Source organism: Lysinibacillus sphaericus (genome assembly GCF_005217585.1).
Classification (GTDB): domain Bacteria; phylum Bacillota; class Bacilli; order Bacillales_A; family Planococcaceae; genus Lysinibacillus; species Lysinibacillus sphaericus.
This window is the reverse complement of record NZ_SZPT01000002.1, coordinates 1,983,735-2,002,612: the sequence shown is the minus strand read 5'-3', so window position 1 is coordinate 2,002,612 and position 18,878 is coordinate 1,983,735. Positions and strand designations below refer to the sequence as shown.

The window sequence follows — 18,878 nt, the reverse complement described above, 5'->3', positions numbered from 1 at the left end:
CTTGTATTGTGGAATTATTGTTTAAACAGATTAAGTTTTTCTATACGGTGAATCGCTTCCTGTAAGCGTTCCTCACTTACAAGTAAACCGACACGTACATAACCTTCGCCGAACTGCCCGAAGCCATTGCCAGCCGCTACTGCAATATCAGCTTTATCGAGCAATAAATCGGCAAATTGTTCGCTCGTATAGCCTAAGGGAACAGGGAGCCATGCAAAAAACGAGCCTTTTGGCGCTGTTACTTGCCAACCGATGCGCTGTGCTTCTTCGATTAATACGTTACGACGTCGCTCATATGTCGCACTAAGCTCTTGTGCACAAGTTTGTGAAGATGTTAAAGCGACAGCGGCTGCCTGTTGAACTGCTGGAAATTGGCTACAAAATAAATGATCTTGAATAAGATTAATCGCTTCGATAATTTGAGCATTACCGACTGCAAAACCGATGCGCCAGCCAGCCATATTATAAGTTTTTGATAATGTATATAGCTCGATGCCGACCTCTTTGGCACCCTCCGCCTGTAAGAAGCTTACAGGTTTATTGCCATCAAAGCCAATTGCACCATAGGCAAAATCGTGTGCTACAATAATCTGCTGTTCTTTAGCAAAACGTACAGTTTCTTCAAAAAAATCAAGCGTTGCTGTTCCACCAGTAGGGTTGTTAGGGTAATTCAAGTAAAGAAGCTTAGCTCTGTCCTTTACTTCGTCGGACAATGCATCATAGTCAGGCAAGAAGTTATTTTCCGCAAAAAGTGGCATGACATCGTATTGAACTTCTCCTAAGACCACTCCAGATAAATAATCGGGATACCCAGGGTCAGGTAATAACATTGTATCACCAGGGTTTAGCACAGCCATTGGTAGCTCAACAAGTCCAATTTTCGTACCACCTAAAATAGCAACTTCTGTATCGGGATTGATTGTTACATTGTATTCGCGTTTATAAAAATCAGCAGCAGCTTGCCGTAATTCGGCTATACCACGAAATGGAGAGTATTTATGATGCTGAGGGTTTTCCGCCGCTTCTTGTAGCGCTTTAATAATATGAGGAGGGGTTGGCTGGTCAGGGTTGCCCTGCCCAAGATTAATAATGTCTCGTCCTTCTGCTAATGCCGCATTGACCTTTTGCACAAGTGCTGCAAAAAACTGAGTAGGGAGTTGTTGTAGTTTTTTAGATAATTCCATGAATGTTCACCTTTTTCAGAATATAATAATTATTGTAGATATGTTGCAAATACTAGTACTTTTTCAACTGATTGTCTAGACCCTAGATAGCTAAATAAGTTGCGCTTCACTATATTGCAGGCTAGAAAAGAAGATTAGTTCAAAACTAACGCTGTTTTTATGTTATATATCTTGCAGTTCATTTACGGTAATAAATGTATAGCCTTTATTTGAAAGTGCTTGTAAAATGCCTTCGATTGTTTGACGTACTTTGTCTGTGTCATCATACATTGGATGAATCAAAATAATCGACCCAGGCTTAATATTTTCTTTTACATCATTTACTTTGTCTGAAACTGTATTGAAATAACTATCAGGTTCGAGATTCCAAGTAATCGTGTCTCGATGCTGTTTATTTAGGTAATAAGGAAGTCCGATTAATTTTTTGCCATTCGGAGGACGAACATCGATTTCTCCGTTAAATCCAGCATTTCGAATTAATACATCTGTTTTTTCAATCTCTGCCTTGTAGTAAGAAAGGCTTTTGAAAACCATTCGATGATGAGAATAGCTGTGATTGCCAATTTGATGTCCTTCTTTTGCAATATTTTTTGTTTCTTCAGGGTACTTTTCGATTTCTTCACCGATTAGAAAAAAGGTAGCTTTAGCATTGTACTTAGCTAATAGCGGTAATATTATGTTGACGTTTTCTGCTGGGCCATCATCAAAAGTTAAAGCGACCACTTTTTGAGTGGTCTCTACTTGTTTAGTTATATTCCCGAATAACTGATAGGTTCTAGAATTCATTAATTTATAGGTTCCTAGTAATAGAAGGGCAACGAATAGCCATACAGACCCGATAATTATTGTTTTCTTTTTCATCATACGCCTTCTTTCCATTTAGCATTTTTAATATAGTGCTTTATTCTATTGGAAAGCCATATTCCCCTTTGTATATAGAAGAAAAGTATGTCATTACGAAAAGAGAAATTTTACTGATATGTATTTTAAAAAATAGAAGAGTAACTAAAAAAGATGGGAAATCCCATCCTTTTAGCGTTGATCTAACTTATCAGATATACGTTTAAGAATTTGTACTTGTTCCTGTTGTACTTTAAGAAATTTAAGGAGAAACCAAATAATAAAAATCACGGGCGCTATGTAGATGAATAAACTTAAAAGAGGCAAAAAAGCGATTAATGTACTGTCCATAAATGATGTTACCTTCCTTCGTATAATATCGAGAAATCTGTCGTTTTTGTATGTATTAAATATAGCAATAAACATGGTTATTGTCATTAAACGTTAAAAATGGAAGGGCAGTAACAGATATCCGGATTTGATTTTCTTCAACCGTACATACGTTAAAAAAATACATTCTTAGTGTAAGTGGGTCTAAGTAAAATTGGAGCCTGTTAGTTAGCTTAATCGACTAATTGTGCAAAAAATCTAAATTAGTGCACTTTTAACTGTAGTATAATGAACAGTAGAAAAGCGGTAGTAGGATCAGCGCTTTTGGAAATGTTTAAAGCTATTTATACCTCGAATTTAAAAACTATTTTTTACACAGGGGGAATGAAAAATGAAAATAGGTTGTATTCAATTAAATGTAGGATTTGGCAAAGTGGAAGAGAATTTTGCAAGGGCTGAAGAAAAGATTCGTGAGGCTGCAACATTAGGTGCAGAAATTATTGTGCTTCCAGAAATGTGGAATACAGGTTACGCGCTTGAAAAATTACCTGAGCTTGCAGATGTGGATGGAGAACGAGCGAAAGCATTTTTACAAGGTTTAGCAATGGAACTTGGCGTACATATTGTCGGGGGCTCTGTGGCAACGAAGAAGGGCGATAAATTTTTCAATACGATGTATACGTTTGATAAAGATGGAAAACTAGTTGGCGAATACAGTAAGGCACATTTATTCCGTTTGATGGATGAACATCTATTTTTAGAAGCAGGCGATGAAATGAATCGCTTTGCACTAGGAGATATTGAGGCGGCAGGCGTTATTTGCTATGATATTCGCTTTCCAGAATGGTTGAGAGCGCACGCATTAACAGGCGCAAAGGTGTTATTCGTGCCAGCCCAATGGCCAACACCACGTATTGACCATTGGAAAACATTATTGCAGGCACGCGCGATTGAAAATCAATGCTTCGTCATTGCGGTTAACCGTATTGCCAACAAAGTAGAAAACTTCAATGGGCAATCCATGGTAATTCAACCTTGGGGAGAAGTGTTATGGATTGGAGCAGACGATGAAGAAGTAGCAGTTATTGATGTTGATTTTTCAATTGTCGATGAAGTGCGCGGCAGAATTCCAGTGTACGATGACCGCAGACCAGGATTGTATAGCATGTGCCAGTCACCTAAACAATTCTGAAAATTTACAAAGACCCCTATGGGAACGCGTGTAACGTAAGCCGCAAGATGCCTGCTGTGGTGCCAGTCACCCGAACAATTCTGACTAATTTCATTTCTTATCTTCAATTAACGAATGGGCTAGAAGCATAAACTCAAGTGTAATCCGATTGTGCCCTTTCATGAAATTTTCTCCTAGCAAATTTTCAAGCTTCTTTAGGCGATGATAGAGTGTTTGTCGCACGATAAACAATTGATTTGCTGTTTGTTGTTTCGAGCCATTCGTTTGTAAGTAGACTTGCAATGTTTCTAATAGCTTGCTGTTGTATTTTTTATCATATTCAATCACAGGCTGTAAATAATCCTGAATGACTTCTTGCAAGTCTACTTGCATTTGTAATTTATAAATTAGGTAATATAAATGTAAGTCATCATAAAAAAATGATGTCGTTTGAACTTTGCGACAAATATATAATGTTTCCAAAGCGGTTTGATAACTCTTCGGAATTTCCTCGACATCCGCCACAATCTTACCGATAGCTAGTTGATAGCCCTGTGCTTGCTGCTTTTTATAAAAATCCGTTGTCTGGAGCGTAGAAAAGATCGAATTTAATAAATCACGACTCGCTTTACAATCTTTAGTGTGGAGTAAGATAAATACAACGTAGCTCTTTCGCTCGAACAAAAAGGGGACAAAACCATTTTGTTCAAATAAATTTCTATAGTAAAGTTTGCTATAAACAATATCTTCTTGACCTTTCATCATTGTATAAGGCGACGATAAAATAAAGACAGCGTTACTATAGTGTGTAAAGTTAGCATGATGGGATACGATAAATTTATAGATTTCTTCTTTCGTCAGCTTGTGATCAATCCAATCTGCTAAAATAGTGGCATCCTCAATATCTCTTTTTTCTTCTATATAGAACTCACGCATTAAAAGCTGTGCGAGCGCCGTTGCTGTGCGGTCTAAAATGAGTAATTCAAATTCAGAAAATAATCCATCCGTTCGATAAAGGGTCAAATCGGCATAATGTTGATCAACAATAAAAATAGGTGCATGTTTAAATTGTGGCGCTGATTGTGGCAACGTTAATAATTGCTGTCGTTTCGCTAGAGGCATGTTTGGGAAAAAGATAACGTCTCGGTCTTTAATGGAAAAAATGATTTGTGTACGTAATGTATGATAAATTGTTTGCAAAATGTCATCAGTACTTTGTCCATGAAGGGCATTTTTGTTTAACGTTTGTGCGTAATTTTCTAATGAAGAAATCATGAAATATTGTTGATTCATAATTTGGCTATGTAAATCCTGTGTAATCCGAACAAAAGGCACTGTCTCATGAAATACAATGATTGGAAAGTCATGGCGATTGGCCAATGATTGTATAGCTTCAGGTATTGTCTGTAAGTAAGTGCCATATTCTATGCACAGTGCTGCACAGTTTTTTTTAATTAACATCTCGACGAAAAAGATAAAGTCCTCAAGATGATGCTGTAAACTAATCCCCGTCGTCAAAATTAATTCGTCCCCTGCTAAGAAATTATCCACTTGCACAATTTCAATAACATGTGCCCACTTAACAATGCGTAATAATCCTTCTTTTCCTGCAATGACCTCTGCACTTTGAAAATGTTCATTTTTTAATACATCCTTCACTTGAAGTTTAAATTGACTCATCGTAGCCCTCCACTCAAAGTATTGCATAAAAAATAGTAACTTACGACAACTGTGAATATTTAGCTAGTAGTTTACGAAATATATTCTTTAAAGAAAGTTTATTCTAATTTTACATTATGTTAAAAACAAAGTCATAGAATTATACAAGTTGTCTATTCCTTCGTTTTGCTAAAAGTTGTAAAATTTTTTGTAAGAAATAGTGTAATTTTGAAAAAGGGGTGACATCAGGTCGTTTTTTATATTCGCTAGAACAATACAAACTGCTTTAATAATGGAACAACATTATAAATTAAAGGGGTGCATGTAAATGGTTCAAACAAATCTGAAGAGTGACGTATTAAAAAAGGATGAACAGTATGTCTGGCATTCAATGAAGCCTTATAATCCGCAAGCCACTTATGTAGTAGAGAAATCGGATGGGGCAAGAATCGTTGATACGGAAGGTATTGAATACATTGATGCGATGGCAGGTTTATGGTGTGTCAATGCAGGCTATGGACGGAAGGAATTAGCAGATGTTGCACATGAGCAGATGATGAAAAACGCCTATGCACCTCTATCGCAAGGGCATTTACCTGCAGTTGAATTAGCTGAAAAGATTAATCAAATGCTTGGTGGCGATTATGTTATTTTCTTTTCGAATAGTGGTTCTGAAGCAAATGAAACGGCATTTAAAATTGCCCGCCAATACCATCAGCAGAAAGGGCAAAGTGCGCGCTATAAAATTGTTTCACGCTATCGGGCTTACCACGGAAGTTCGTTTGGAGCTTTAGCTGCAACGGGGCAAGCAGAACGAAAATATAAATATGAACCGCTAACACCAGGATTTATTCATGTCGCGCCACCAGACCAATATCGAGATCCAGAAAATGATGCAACAGCTCCAGTTGAGCTAGCAAGTGTTAAGGCTGTCGATAAGTTGATGACATGGGAACTTAGCGATACAATTGCTGCGATGATATTAGAACCAATTATTACGGGTGGTGGTGTAATCATGCCACCGGAAAATTACATGAAGGGCATCGAGGCGGTTTGTCAAAAACATGGGGCATTAATGATTGTCGATGAAGTCATTTGTGGATTTGGTCGCACAGGAAAGCCGTTTGGTTTTATGAACTATGGGGTGAAGCCTGACATTATTACAATGGCTAAAGGTATTACAAGTGGGTATTTACCATTATCAGCAACGGCAGTGAAACGCGAAATTTATGAGGCGTTTACAGGTTCAGATGCATACGGTTATTTCCGCCATGTCAATACATTTGGTGGCTCTCCTGTAGCCTGTGCTGTCGCATTGAAGAATATCGAAATTCTAGAGCGAGAAGCATTATTCGAGCGCTCCAAGGTAGTGGGGGCTAGTACACTTCAAACACTTCAGCAAGCTTTGAAAACACATCCACATGTTGGAGATGTACGTGGTAAAGGCTTATTAATAGGAATTGAATTAGTCGTAGATAAAGAGTCAAAAGAGCCCTTACCAGTGGATAAAGTGAACGCCGTCATTGCTGCATGCAAAGGGCAGGGTGTGATAATAGGGAAAAATGGTGCAACAGTAGCAGGGTTTAACAATGTTCTAACGCTATCACCACCACTTAATATTGTCCAACATGATTTAGATAAAATAATTGAAGTTGTTATTGAAAATATTAAAAAAATATAATTATGTACAAAGAAAGCTGTCTCTAAAAGTCGCTATCAAGGGCTTTCAGGACAGCTTTTAAAGCATCAGAAAGGCTAGGCGAAGAATGAGTATGCACAACACGCCTCCTGTCAGGAAAAGTAATAATACAATTCGCTTCTTTACATGAGTATTCATCGATAAATGCGTCCTCCTAAACTTGTGAGGTTTTAAACATATACCCGCTATAAGAATTATGGATAACCATAACAATACCCATTAACATGAAATTTGATAGTAGTGAACTACCTCCGTAACTTAAAAACGGTAACGTTACACCGGTTACAGGTAAAAGTCCAATCGTCATGCCAATATTTTGTGTAATTTGGAATGCTAATAAACTGGAGATACCCGCACCCATAAGGGTCATAAATGGATCCTTTGCTTCTACTGTAATAAGAACAATACGATAAATTACAAAAAATAATAATGTAATGACAAAGGCTCCACCAACAAATCCTAATTCTTCAGCGATGGCAGAAAAAATAAAATCTGTATGCTTTTCTGGAACATAGACATTATTTTGTAAATAGCCTTTACCAGTAAATTCCCCTGTACCGATGGCCATAAAGCCTTGTCTAGTTTGAAAGGAGGAATCCGTATATTCATAGGGTTGTAACCACCCGTAAATACGGGAAACTTGATGCCCAGATAACTTACTTAGTATTTTTTGTGTAAAAAAATCATTAAATTTTACATAGAGAATAACGATTGCACTAACGATGGTCACAGGAATAGCTGTGAAAATGACGAGTAATTTTGTTTGGATACCTGAAAAGTAAATCATCGGTAATATCATCGCCATATATAACATAACCATGCCTGTATCTGGTTGCTTATATACAGCGAGTGTTGGTGGAAGTGTAATGATGCCAATCATCAATAGCAATCGCATATCTGATAAAAAGGAAGGACGCACATATTTTGCTTGATGGGCGACAATCACTTTACTGACAACAATTAAAAATGCGAACTTCAAAAATTCAGAGGGTTGTAACGACCCTAAAAGTGGAATTTGATACCAAGATTTTGCTTCATTTATGGTGCGCGCGATGCTTTCAGGTGCGATAAATAATCCGAATGTTAGCGCTACTATAACCCAATAAAAGGGCCAGCCGATTTTTTTTAGTTGCTCAATATCAAGTGTTGCTACACCATACATCATTAAAAAGCCCAAACTATAATAGATAAATTGCTTTATGATAAACAAACTTGCATACTGTTCAAACGCTGTACTGCTAGAGTGTACGAAGAGGCAACTAGTAATACCTAGCAACAATAGACTTATTGCTAAACTGCTATCTAATTTTTTTAACTGCAACAGTCAAACACCTCTCCTTCATAATTGTAAAAATTATCTATTAATAGTAAACGATAGAATGTAAAGAAGGTTGCGCAAGTTTTTATATTGTGTCGAATTTATTAAAGAATCGAATGTTCTATAATTCTGTTAGAAAATTTTACAAAAACATAACACTAGCTTTATATCTCCATACTATGATTAATGGTAATAGTTGGAGAAGGAGCCGAAAATAATGCATTTTTTTCGTTATATTAAGGTAAAAGATAAGCTGCTTGTACTCATGATTGTTTGTGTACTATCGAATGTCCTACTAGGTATATTTAGTGTGGATTATTTACGGAAAATGTCATGGCATGCAAGCGAAAGTTATACCGAGGCACTTGTACCGATTGGATGGCTTAATGAGCTTGAGGAAGCGCAACGACACTTGGATTATTTAATGGATTCAGGTGGCGAATATCAAGAGATGGCAGCTATACTAAAAAATATTGAACAGCCTTTAAGTAATTTAGAAAAAATAGTAATTGATAAAAAAATGAATCATCAAGTAAAGAAGTATAATTCGGTATTCTCACAGCAGATAGAATTAGTTGAAAGTTATCAACAGTTAAATACGCAAAAACGGCAGCAGTTTTATGAGCAGTCCTATTTACCGGTTAGCCAACAAAGCCATGCAATTTTAGAAGAGACGCAGAGTTATTTAGTTCAAAGAGCTGATGAACAGCAACAAGCGTACCAAAAGGATGTGCAATTTGGTTATTGGTTATTGGGGAGTGTTTGTACATTTGTCGTACTATTAGTCGTTTTCATTGGTTTCATCGCAACGAAGGCTGTTAATGTACCGACACGTCAATTGAAATCACTATTAAAACGTGCAGAACAAGGTGATTTTACAGCCAATGCGAGCTATGTGGCGCATGATGAGCTCGGAGAAGTTGTATTGTCATATAATCAGATGGCAACAGAAGTAAAGCGATTGTTACATACGGTTACAAATAGTGCGCAAGAGGTTGCAGGAATGACGGAAAATTTACAAGAATCCTCGGAGCGATCTTCTACAGCTACAGTAAAAATAGCAAAGGATGTGCAAAGTATTGCAGATTTGACCACTGCATCTACTAGTAAATTAGCGTCCAATTCTGCCTCATTAGAAGAAGTATTAAACGGTGTACAGATTGTCTTAGAAAAAGTGCAGCTTGTAGAGAGCTTTGCACATGAGACTGCCCGTGAAGCAGAAAGTGGTACAGATATTGTACAGGCGAATTTAACCCAAATTCAAGCCATAAAGCGCGCTGTTGAAAAATCAAATATAGCTATTTTTAAACTAGTGGAAAGAGCCTCTACAATCGACCATATGGTTGAAGTGATTGAAAAAATAACTGCCCAAACCAATTTACTGGCGCTAAATGCATCCATCGAAGCGGCGAGAGCTGGCGAACACGGACAAGGGTTTGCCATCGTCGCCAACGAAGTACGTAAACTAGCTGAGCAAACAGTACATTCAACTCAGACAATTACGTCCATTGTACAAAATATCCAAACCGATTCTCACTACGCTGTAAAGATGATGGAAGGTGTACTAAGTGCTACAGAAAAAGGTGTAAATGTAACGTCAGAAACTGCAACAAGCTTCGATCAAATATTAGAAAAGGTCAATATCATTCAGCCATATATTGTAGAAGTATCGACGACAGTGCAAGATATAGCTGAACATACAAAGAAGGTTAACGAAGATGCAGGTATGTTAACAGCTCTTTCAGATACGAATGCAGCCTCGACTAAACATGTAGCGAAGTTAACGACAGATCAATTAAATGCACAGCAACAATTTCATCATACGATTAAAGAATTACGAAAAGTTTCAAAGGTGTTGCAAATTGCTGTTAAACGTTTTTCAATTTAATGGAACAAGAAAAAAAGTTGAACCTCTTTATGTATGTGTAAAGAGGTTCTTTTTTTATGAAAAATAGATTATTGTATTTTTGGAAAGTACAAATGTATTTTTGTGTTGTGAGACAGCACAAGATTTATCAAAAACCATATACTGATAACAAGGAAATTTACGTCCTTTTTTGAAACTCGTATAGATTGTTGTTGTATTTTTTATATGAACACATTATAATGAAATGCATCAGAAGTGTTATTAAATCAATGTTTCAGTATAAAATATTGTACTCCTGAGAAGTACAATTGTTCATATGTGGAGGTTTGGAGAAATGGAAAAGATTATGGTTACAGGTGCTCTTGGTCAAATAGGCTCTGAGCTAGTAGAAAAACTTCGTAGTATTTATGGAGAGGACAATGTGTTAGCTACAGATATACGAAAGCTTGAACATACAAAGGGGCCATTCGAAGTGCTGGACGTGACGGATGGACAAAGGATGCATGATTTAGCTAAGGATTTTGGTGCAGATACGATGATGCATTTAGCTGCACTACTATCTGCAACTGCAGAAAGAAATCCATTGCTTGCTTGGAATTTAAACATGGGTGGTTTAATGAATGCATTAGAAGTGTCGCGTGAGTTGAAGTTACAATTTTTCACGCCGAGTTCTATTGGTGCATTCGGTCCAACAACACCTAAGGATGATACGCCACAAGATACATTACAGCGTCCAACAACGATGTATGGTGTAAATAAAGTCGCGGGAGAATTATTATGTGACTATTATTTCAATCGTTTTGGGGTAGATACACGTGGTGTACGCTTCCCAGGATTGATTTCTTATGTAACGCCTCCTGGCGGTGGTACAACGGATTATGCCGTAGAAATCTTCTACGAAGCGATTGAACAAGGGAAGTATACATCATATATTCAAGAAGGAACGTATATGGATATGATGTATATGCCAGATGCGTTACAAGCGATTGTGGATTTAATGGAGGCTGATAGTAGTAAACTAATTCATCGCAATGCATTTAATATTACTGCGATGAGCTTTGAACCATTACAAATTGCAGCCGAAATTAAAAAACATTTGCCACAATTCCGAATGGATTATAACGTCGATCCGATTCGTCAAGCAATTGCGGATAGTTGGCCAAATTCTATCAATGTTGATGCAGCCAAAAATGAATGGGGCTTTAAAGCAGAATATGATTTAGCCAAGATGACTATCGATATGTTGGAGAAGTTAAAAATTAAACTGCAAAAGAAGGCTATTTCATAAAAATAAAAGCTTTTTCAAATGAAAATAAATTAACGCAGGTAAAGAGAAACGACATTGTTTTTCTTTACCTGTTTTTTGTTGACGTGGCACTATTCAATAAAAAACAGGATAGAAAAACAGAGTATAAAAAAGAAAATTTTTGGAATATATAGCATAATGATTAATTTTCTAATATAATCATATTCAGAATATTAATAGTATTCTGTTAAAGAATACATAGATGTTCTACAAGTGTTTGGGGGAATTCACTTAGAAGAAGGGATGGATGTAATATGATGCAAACACCATTAGTATTAACAAACTTTTTTAAGCGAGCTGAGAGTTACTTCGCTAGAAAGACAATCGTGTCGCGTACAAGTGCACATAAAATTCACCGTTTAACATATGGAGAATGGGCGAAAAGGACGCGTCGTTTAGCAGATGCGCTGACAAAGCTGGGGATGGAAAAGGGGAAAAAGATTGGTTCCTTCGCGTGGAATCAGCATCGCCACTTAGAGGCGTATTTTGCAGTGCCATGTTCTGGTGCCATTTTGCATATGGTGAATATTCGCTTATCTGAAGAGCATTTAATTTATATCATTAACCATGCCGAGGATGAGATTTTAATGATTGATGTTGATTTGCTCCCTATCATAGAAAATATTGCTAGTGAGTTAAAAACAGTAAAACATTATATTATTATGACTGATGAAGAGACGTTACCAGAGACAACGTTACCTAATGCTATATCCTATGAAGAATTATTAGCTGCTGCAGATGAAAACTTCGAATTTCCAGATGATTTAGAGGAAGAAGCACCTGCTGGTATGTGTTATACAAGTGCCACAACAGGAAATCCAAAAGGGGTGGTTTATTCACATCGTGGCTTAGTGTTACACAGTATGATGCTAAGTATGTCCGACTCCATGGGTATTTCAGAGCGCGATGTTGTGATGCCAATTGTGCCAATGTTTCATGCAAATGCTTGGGGATTGCCATTTGCGAGTGTCAATGTCGGTGCAACACAAGTACTGCCAGGGCCTCAATTTACTTCTGATTTGATTTTAGATTTAGTGGAGCAAGAAAAGGTGACATTGACTGCGGGTGTGCCGACCATTTGGATTGGAGCATTACAAGAGCAGGAGAAGCGTGAGCGAGATATCAGTTCGCTTCGCGCGATTTGTTGTGGTGGTTCAGCTTCACCAACACGTTTAATCCGTACGTTTGAAGAAAAATACGGTATTCCATACATCGTTGTTTATGGGATGACGGAGACAACGCCAATCGTTGCGTTATCAAATTATATGTCATGGATGGAAGAATGGCCAATTGAAAAACGTATTGAAGCTCGTGCTACGCAAGGAATGACAATGGCTGGGATTGAGTCAAGTATTATTAATGATCATGGAGAAGTGCCATGGGATGGTGAGACCATGGGCGAATTACGTTTACGTGGTCCGTGGATTTCACATGAATATTATCGAGATGAGCGTACAAAAGATGCCTACCGAGATGGCTGGTTATTTACAGGAGATATTGCGGTTCGTACGGCGGACGGCTTTATTAAAATTACTGACCGAACAAAAGACTTAATTAAATCTGGTGGTGAGTGGATTTCTTCTGTAGATTTGGAAAATGCACTAATGACGCATGATGCTATATTTGAAGCAGCAGTTATTGCAATTCCACATGCCAAATGGCAAGAACGTCCACTAGCCTGTGTCGTTTTAAAGGAAGGGATGGCAGCAACGGAAGAAGAATTGCTAGCATTTCTAGAAAGTCAATTTGCGAAATGGTGGGTGCCAGACGATATTGTCTTTTTAGATGAAATCCCAAAAACATCTGTAGGAAAGTTCTTAAAAGCTAAGTTACGTGACAATGTAGCGGAAATTTATCCGAAGCTAAATATGCTTGTGTAATAGGAAAAGAGGCTAGGACATAACTAAAAAAAATTAAGGAACAGAGGAAAGGTGTTCGTAAATTTTTGCTATTATGGGAACTTAGCCATTCTTGCTTTTGCAAAAATAAAAAATTAGAAGTGTTCACTAGTTGTTGGTAGCGAGGGCGATGACTCCTGCTTAGAACGCACACACCGTAAGACGCTGTCATTCCGCGCATTAGCGAGGGTTGCGGCTTACTGTGCTGAGCGGAACGCACCGCCGAAGCGGACAACAACGGCGCAGCAAAAAAGTGTTAGATTGATGGCAGTCAATCTAACACTTTTTCTCTTTTGTCCAAGCCTGCTTTGTCTTTTTTATCGATATGATGCGAGTTGTGGCTTGCCATGTGCACGCGGAACGCATCTGAATGTAAAAAAGTAATTTATAGTGTAGCTTTATTTTTTAACATATTGAATACTTGTTCAACGTCTTTATCTCCACGACCTGAAATATTAATAATAATACTTTCGTCAGGTGATAGTGTTGGTGCTAATTTTATAGCGTGTGCTACAGCATGCGAGCTCTCTAGCGCAGGGATAATTCCCTCCACTTTTGAAAGTACTTGGAATGCTTCTAGCACTTCGTCATTTGATACGATTACATATTCAGCGCGGCCAATTGTTTTTAAATAACTATGTTCAGGGCCAGCCCCAGGGTAGTCAAGACCAGCTGCAATTGAATATGTTGGTAATGGATTACCTTGTGCATCTTGCAATACTAAACATTTAAAACCATGCAATTCACCAGGAGTACCTTCATTTAATGTTGCTGCTTTTTCTGGTTCGATACCGATTAAACGAACGCCTTCATCAGCGATATATTCTGCAAATGCACCGATTGCATTACTACCGCCGCCGACACATGCAAGAACTGCTGTAGGGAGTTTGCCTTCTTTTTCTAAAATTTGCTCACGACTCTCACGGCTAATCACTGATTGGAAATGTTTCACCATCGAAGGGAATGGATGCGGTCCTACTGCAGAGCCTAATAAATAGAAAGTTGTTTCATAGTTTTCTACTAAATCAGCAAATGCTTCGTCTACGGCATCTTTCAGACGACCTTGGCCTTTATCAACGGCAACAACTTTAGCACCTAATAACTCCATACGGAATACATTTAATGCTTGTCGTTTTGTATCTTCTAGTCCCATGTAGACTGTGCAATCCATGCCAAACATAGCGCAAGCAGTTGCTGTTGCAACACCGTGTTGACCTGCGCCCGTCTCAGCAATAACACGATTAGCGCCCATGCGTTTTGCAAGTAAAATTTGACCTAGTACATTATTGATTTTATGTGAACCAGTATGATTTAAATCTTCACGCTTTAAATAAATTTTAGCGCCGCCAAGTTGCTTCGTTAAATTTTCTGCAAAATACAGTGGCGATTTTCGGCCAATATATTCACGGAAATAATAGTCTAGTTCTTGATTAAACGCTTCATCATCTTTATATTTTTGGAAGTTCTCATCTAAAATATTTAATACATTTTGAAGCTCTTCAGGAACGAAGCTGCCTCCAAATTCACCAAAATATCCTTTTTGCTCTACTGCTGTACCCATCTGTTCTCGACTCCTCTATTCTAAATTTTCCATAAAAAAAGGTCACTCCAATCCTCTATAAAAAGGACGAGTAACCGTGGTGCCACCTTTATTCGCAAAAATGCGCGCTTGTACTCCTGTAACGGGGAGTTAGTTCGGCCTTATTTTAGTAAGGCTGCTCCGAAGTCCATTCACAAGTCCATACTACTGATTTGCACCAACCATCAGCTCTCTAAAAGTACGATTGCTTGCTACTCCTCTTCTTCTACACATTTATTATTGAAAAATTTTAATATATTTTCAGAATAGTGTCAAGAAAAAGAAAAAATACTTTTGTAGCCTTAATTGTAAGAGGAAAAGCAGGGGGAGTGCGCCCGAAAGTAAAAAAAAGACGAATCGAAAAGACTCGTCTATTAAATCATATTTTTGAAATTTAGGCGCTTGTTGAGCATATACATAATCGGTGCACCGACTGCTAATACAACAAATTCACCGGCTGCGACAGTTAACCATGTCCACAGGAATGGTAATTCTAATGCTAAGTTCAGCTCGAAGGCAATGATAAACATTGTGGATGTAAATAAAAATGTGTTTATGATTAAACGCGCCCATATATTTTGGACAAATTTACAAATCACAATTAACAAGCCAAGCGTAATCATTGTCTGTCCAACGCCAAACACTAAATCATAGGCACCAAGTGGTGAAAATAGATTTGAAATAAACACACCCATAATAATCCCAACGGCAAAGCGAGGGTTAAAGGCAACTAAATGATTAAAAATTTCCGATACGCGGAATTGCACCTCTGTAAAACCAAATGGTGCGACGAGCATTGTAACAGCAATATAGAGCGCGGCAATAATGCCACTTGCTGCTAAAAATTTCACTTTCATATTCATTTCTCCTTAGTTTTTTTTCGTGGGATGGTTACGAACCACGTAAAGCAAGTGCAATCATAGCAGTAATGGTGCGGGTTTGTAAATAGCTCTATGAAAAATAGATATAGCACGAATATTCGTAGTATTTCATCTTTTGTGTGGGATGTAAAAATTTCCTGTTTTTAAGGATAAAGAACGGGTGTACCGACAGAAAAAATGTCGGTTGAAATGTCGGTACTGTTCTCGATAAAATTAAATTAACTCGAGTATATTCAAATTTGCTATAGCAACCATTCAGAGGACTTAATAATTTTAAGATGAATTTGAAAAAGGAAAAAGGGGCGCAAAGCAAGATGAGGATACTTAAACTCACACTATTTCCTTTGATTTTTTTTCATTAATTGATTCAGATGTAAAGGCTAATGATGAAACTAATTCAAACATAATTATAGATGGGAAAAATATGAGTGAGGCAGAGTTGGATGCAATCTTAAGCTCAGGTGAAGAAATTACGATAGAACTAACTGATGAACAAGTCGCTGAACATTATGCAGAAAAAAAGGTGTTTCTTTAGACGAAGCTTACCAGGCAATGTCAGATAGTTTAGCACAAGCTAAGCCAATAGCAAGGTCTGTTACATCAAATCCGTCTTGTGGATGGTTAGCTACAAGTACACCAGTAACAATTCCAAATAGATCCTATAAACCAACTCTTCTTGTGTATCTGAATGTGTTGTGCCGTGGTGGTGCGCAATATATAGATACAAATACGAAACCACTTCTTCAAGAGTTTCGTGCAAACCCAATATCTTTTCAAGGTACAATAGTAGTTGAATTATACAATGGTCACTTTTATTATACAGTGAATGGAAATTTTTATGAATCTACATCAACTACACATACAGGCACTGCTGGAGTTACTACAGTTTTTAGTGCTACTTATTCGGTTGCCTCAACTAGTAATATTATGCATAATTAACAATCTTAAGGACAAAACGGGGTGTGTTAGGTTATTAGATAGGATAAAGTAAAATGATATTATCCGTAACTGGAGGGATGTCGTTTGAAGAAAATTGCATCTTTGCTTATCTGGGTTTTAATCTGTCTCGTTGGGTGTAACAATACAGAATTTGGAATTTACCAAGGGCGGGATTTAAAAATTGGGGTAATTGGGGCGATTCCAGAAGTAAGGGAAGAAAATGTAGATTTTCAAGATATTACTTTTGAGAAGTTAAAAAATAATACGGAATCCCTATCTAAAGAGCTAGATGCCATTATGATTATGAAAGAATTTTTACATGAAGCAGATGATGACCAATATGTAGCTGCTTATAGGTCGTTAAAAATTCCTACATTTTTTATGCAATCGACTAAAGTACATGTACCATTTGTCAATGAAGGTGTTCAGTATGATGATATTATTGATGTTGACACTGCTAATGTCGCAACAGGGTTTCTCGATTTAGGAACTGATGAGAAAATTAAAGAACATACATGGAGATATAAGTTGGAAAAGAAACAGAATATTCAAGATGTTTACTCGCAAATTTTTGCTACTATTGAATCTGTAAGTAGTTAATTAAATGGCGCAGTGAAGGCAAGACGTGCACTCAATGCAAGATGAGGACACCTCGCATTCTTGCTGTTTACGGTGTGCCCCCGGAAATCACCATCCGAAGTGGACATCAACGATATAGTAAAAAAGCGTTAGATTGACTGCGGTCAATTTAACGCTTTTCTCTTTTGTCCCAAATTCTATTATGCTCTTATCGATTTTTGGATTATGAAGGCAACCTTTAACTTTCGAAAAATTGCCATACAATTATTATTATATTACAAAAGAATTATAAATTAAGAAATGTAGTAGTTTAGCGGTTTAAAGCGACAAATTAAGTGAAAAAGTAAAATATTTTGTCAAATTTAAAAGTCAGAACATTCATAATGTTGTTGACGAATAGCGATAATAACGATAATATAGCGATACATTCACACTTTGCTCGAGTGAAGTGTGATAGATAATAGAGTATTAGTCGGGGGGATTATTTGTGAAGCGCAATATGAAACAGCTTTCGTTCCTATTATTTGGATTATTATTATTGCTTGCTGCTTGTGGTAGCGGTAGTTCTAGTTCATCAGATGCAAAAGGTGACGAAAAAAATAGTGCAAGTGAGAGCGGTAGTGTAGATCAAAAAACATATAAAATCGGGATTACTCAAATTGTAGAGCATCCATCTTTAAATGCTGCAACAGAAGGGTTCAAAAAAGCGATTGAGGATTCTGGCTTAAAAGTGGAATATGATGCACAAATTGCACAAGGTGATAACAGCTTAAATACAACAATTGCCAATAACCTAGTAAGTGCAAACGTAGATTTAATTTTTGCTAACTCTACACCTTCTGCACAAGCAGCAGCTACGGCAACGGGCGATATTCCAATTATCTTTACTTCTGTGACAGATGCAGTGGGCGCGCAGTTAATTGATTCGATGGACAAACCAGGGAAAAATGTAACGGGAACAATTGATTTACATCCTGATACGATTTCTAAAACGGTAGCATTATTAAAAGAACTTGGCGCTAAAAACGTCGGTATGGTTTACAATGCTGGTGAGCAAAATTCAGTAGCACAAGTAACAGAAGTGAAAAAAGTGATGGCTGAACAAGGTCTTGAAGTAAAAGAGGCTTCAGCTGCAACTTCAGCGGATGTTAAACAAGCGGCTGAATCGTTAATTGGTAAAGTAGAGGCTTTTTATATTATTACGGATAATACAGTTGTTTCTGCATTAGAATCTGTTATTGATGTAGCAAAAGCAAATAAATTACCGCTTATTGTTGGTGAGCTTGATTCTGTAGAACGTGGTGGCTTAGCTGCATACGGCTTTGAGTACTATGATATCGGCTATGAAGCTGGTCAAATGGCTGTCAAAATCTTAAAAGGTGAAGCAACACCTGCTGATACACCAGCTCAATATCCACAAAACTTAAAATTAGTAGTGAACAAAAAAGTTGCTGATGAATTAGGGATTGAAATTAAAGATTCTTGGGGCGCAGAGCTTTTAGAAAAATAATGCATAAGTCATGTTACATTTGAGCTGAAGCGGGGGAGAACTATCCCCGCTTTCTCTTCATTTTAACTTGTTAAAGCAGACAATCTTTACGTTTATCAATAAGAGATTTGAGTTCCAA

At 37.3% G+C, this 18,878-nt stretch carries 14 protein-coding genes, 1 riboswitch and 1 other annotated feature; of the genes, 8 read left to right on the top strand and 6 right to left on the bottom strand.

What is annotated here, in order from left to right; translation table 11 throughout:
- Window positions 1-14: 14 nt before the first annotated feature.
- Window positions 15-1,184: a pyridoxal phosphate-dependent aminotransferase gene (locus tag FC748_RS14980; protein ID WP_108030645.1), complete on the bottom strand. Its 1,170-nt coding sequence runs from the start codon at window positions 1,182-1,184 to the stop codon at window positions 15-17.
- A 162-nt stretch (window positions 1,185-1,346) separates the two neighbouring features.
- The gene (locus FC748_RS14975) at window positions 1,347-2,045 is read right to left on the bottom strand and encodes a polysaccharide deacetylase family protein (RefSeq protein ID WP_108030644.1); all 699 of its coding nucleotides are present in this window, start codon (window positions 2,043-2,045) and stop codon (window positions 1,347-1,349) included.
- 700 nt (window positions 2,046-2,745) lie between these two features.
- Between FC748_RS14975 and FC748_RS14970 the strand changes: the two genes are divergently transcribed.
- Window positions 2,746-3,546, top strand: a complete 801-nt coding sequence (locus tag FC748_RS14970) for a carbon-nitrogen family hydrolase (RefSeq protein WP_025218545.1) — start codon at window positions 2,746-2,748, stop codon at window positions 3,544-3,546.
- Window positions 3,547-3,636: 90 nt separating this feature from the next.
- Here FC748_RS14970 and FC748_RS14965 read toward each other — a convergent pair whose 3' ends face one another.
- Window positions 3,637-5,205, bottom strand: a complete 1,569-nt coding sequence (locus tag FC748_RS14965) for a PucR family transcriptional regulator (protein WP_108030643.1) — start codon at window positions 5,203-5,205, stop codon at window positions 3,637-3,639.
- A gap of 307 nt (window positions 5,206-5,512) precedes the next feature.
- On the opposite strand from FC748_RS14965, the gene FC748_RS14960 reads away from it, so the two are divergent.
- Window positions 5,513-6,865, top strand: a complete 1,353-nt coding sequence (locus tag FC748_RS14960; protein ID WP_024362811.1) for an aspartate aminotransferase family protein — start codon at window positions 5,513-5,515, stop codon at window positions 6,863-6,865.
- Between the two features lie 172 nt (window positions 6,866-7,037).
- Here the strand turns inward: FC748_RS14960 and FC748_RS14955 are convergent, their stop codons facing one another.
- Window positions 7,038-8,204, bottom strand: a complete 1,167-nt coding sequence (locus tag FC748_RS14955) for an FtsW/RodA/SpoVE family cell cycle protein (protein WP_238600195.1) — start codon at window positions 8,202-8,204, stop codon at window positions 7,038-7,040.
- Between the two features lie 214 nt (window positions 8,205-8,418).
- Between FC748_RS14955 and FC748_RS14950 the strand changes: the two genes are divergently transcribed.
- From FC748_RS14950 to FC748_RS14940, 3 genes are all read left to right on the top strand, one after another.
- On the top strand, window positions 8,419-10,089 hold the full coding sequence (locus FC748_RS14950; protein WP_024362813.1) for a HAMP domain-containing methyl-accepting chemotaxis protein: 1,671 nt from the start codon (window positions 8,419-8,421) through the stop codon (window positions 10,087-10,089).
- 313 nt (window positions 10,090-10,402) lie between these two features.
- Window positions 10,403-11,356 carry an L-threonine 3-dehydrogenase gene (locus FC748_RS14945; protein ID WP_108030641.1) on the top strand — a complete coding sequence of 318 codons (954 nt, stop codon included), beginning with the start codon at window positions 10,403-10,405 and terminating at the stop codon, window positions 11,354-11,356.
- 272 nt (window positions 11,357-11,628) lie between these two features.
- Entirely contained in the window at window positions 11,629-13,254 is a 1,626-nt protein-coding gene (locus tag FC748_RS14940; protein WP_108030640.1) for a long-chain fatty acid--CoA ligase, read from the top strand.
- Window positions 13,255-13,657: 403 nt separating this feature from the next.
- Here the strand turns inward: FC748_RS14940 and trpB are convergent, their stop codons facing one another.
- Together trpB and FC748_RS14925 are read right to left on the bottom strand one after the other, a co-directional pair.
- Window positions 13,658-14,833 (bottom strand): tryptophan synthase subunit beta, encoded by a 1,176-nt coding sequence (gene trpB, locus FC748_RS14935; protein ID WP_025218550.1) that lies wholly within the window; start codon window positions 14,831-14,833, stop codon window positions 13,658-13,660.
- Window positions 14,834-14,892: 59 nt separating this feature from the next.
- Window positions 14,893-15,089 (bottom strand) — a binding site (T-box leader).
- A gap of 136 nt (window positions 15,090-15,225) precedes the next feature.
- Window positions 15,226-15,708 carry a QueT transporter family protein gene (locus FC748_RS14925; protein WP_024362817.1) on the bottom strand — a complete coding sequence of 161 codons (483 nt, stop codon included), beginning with the start codon at window positions 15,706-15,708 and terminating at the stop codon, window positions 15,226-15,228.
- A 6-nt stretch (window positions 15,709-15,714) separates the two neighbouring features.
- Window positions 15,715-15,759: riboswitch (PreQ1 riboswitch) on the bottom strand.
- Between the two features lie 525 nt (window positions 15,760-16,284).
- Between FC748_RS14925 and FC748_RS14920 the strand changes: the two genes are divergently transcribed.
- The 3 genes from FC748_RS14920 to FC748_RS14910 all read left to right on the top strand — a co-directional run bounded on the left by FC748_RS14920 (window position 16,285) and on the right by FC748_RS14910 (window position 18,760).
- A complete protein-coding gene (locus FC748_RS14920) occupies window positions 16,285-16,671 on the top strand; it encodes a hypothetical protein (RefSeq protein WP_108030639.1) in 387 nt (128 codons plus the stop codon).
- Window positions 16,672-16,755: 84 nt separating this feature from the next.
- Complete coding sequence (locus tag FC748_RS14915) at window positions 16,756-17,271, top strand: hypothetical protein (RefSeq protein ID WP_108030638.1); 516 nt, start codon at window positions 16,756-16,758, stop codon at window positions 17,269-17,271.
- Between the two features lie 466 nt (window positions 17,272-17,737).
- Window positions 17,738-18,760: an ABC transporter substrate-binding protein gene (locus FC748_RS14910; RefSeq protein ID WP_024362820.1), complete on the top strand. Its 1,023-nt coding sequence runs from the start codon at window positions 17,738-17,740 to the stop codon at window positions 18,758-18,760.
- Window positions 18,761-18,878 lie beyond the last annotated feature (118 nt).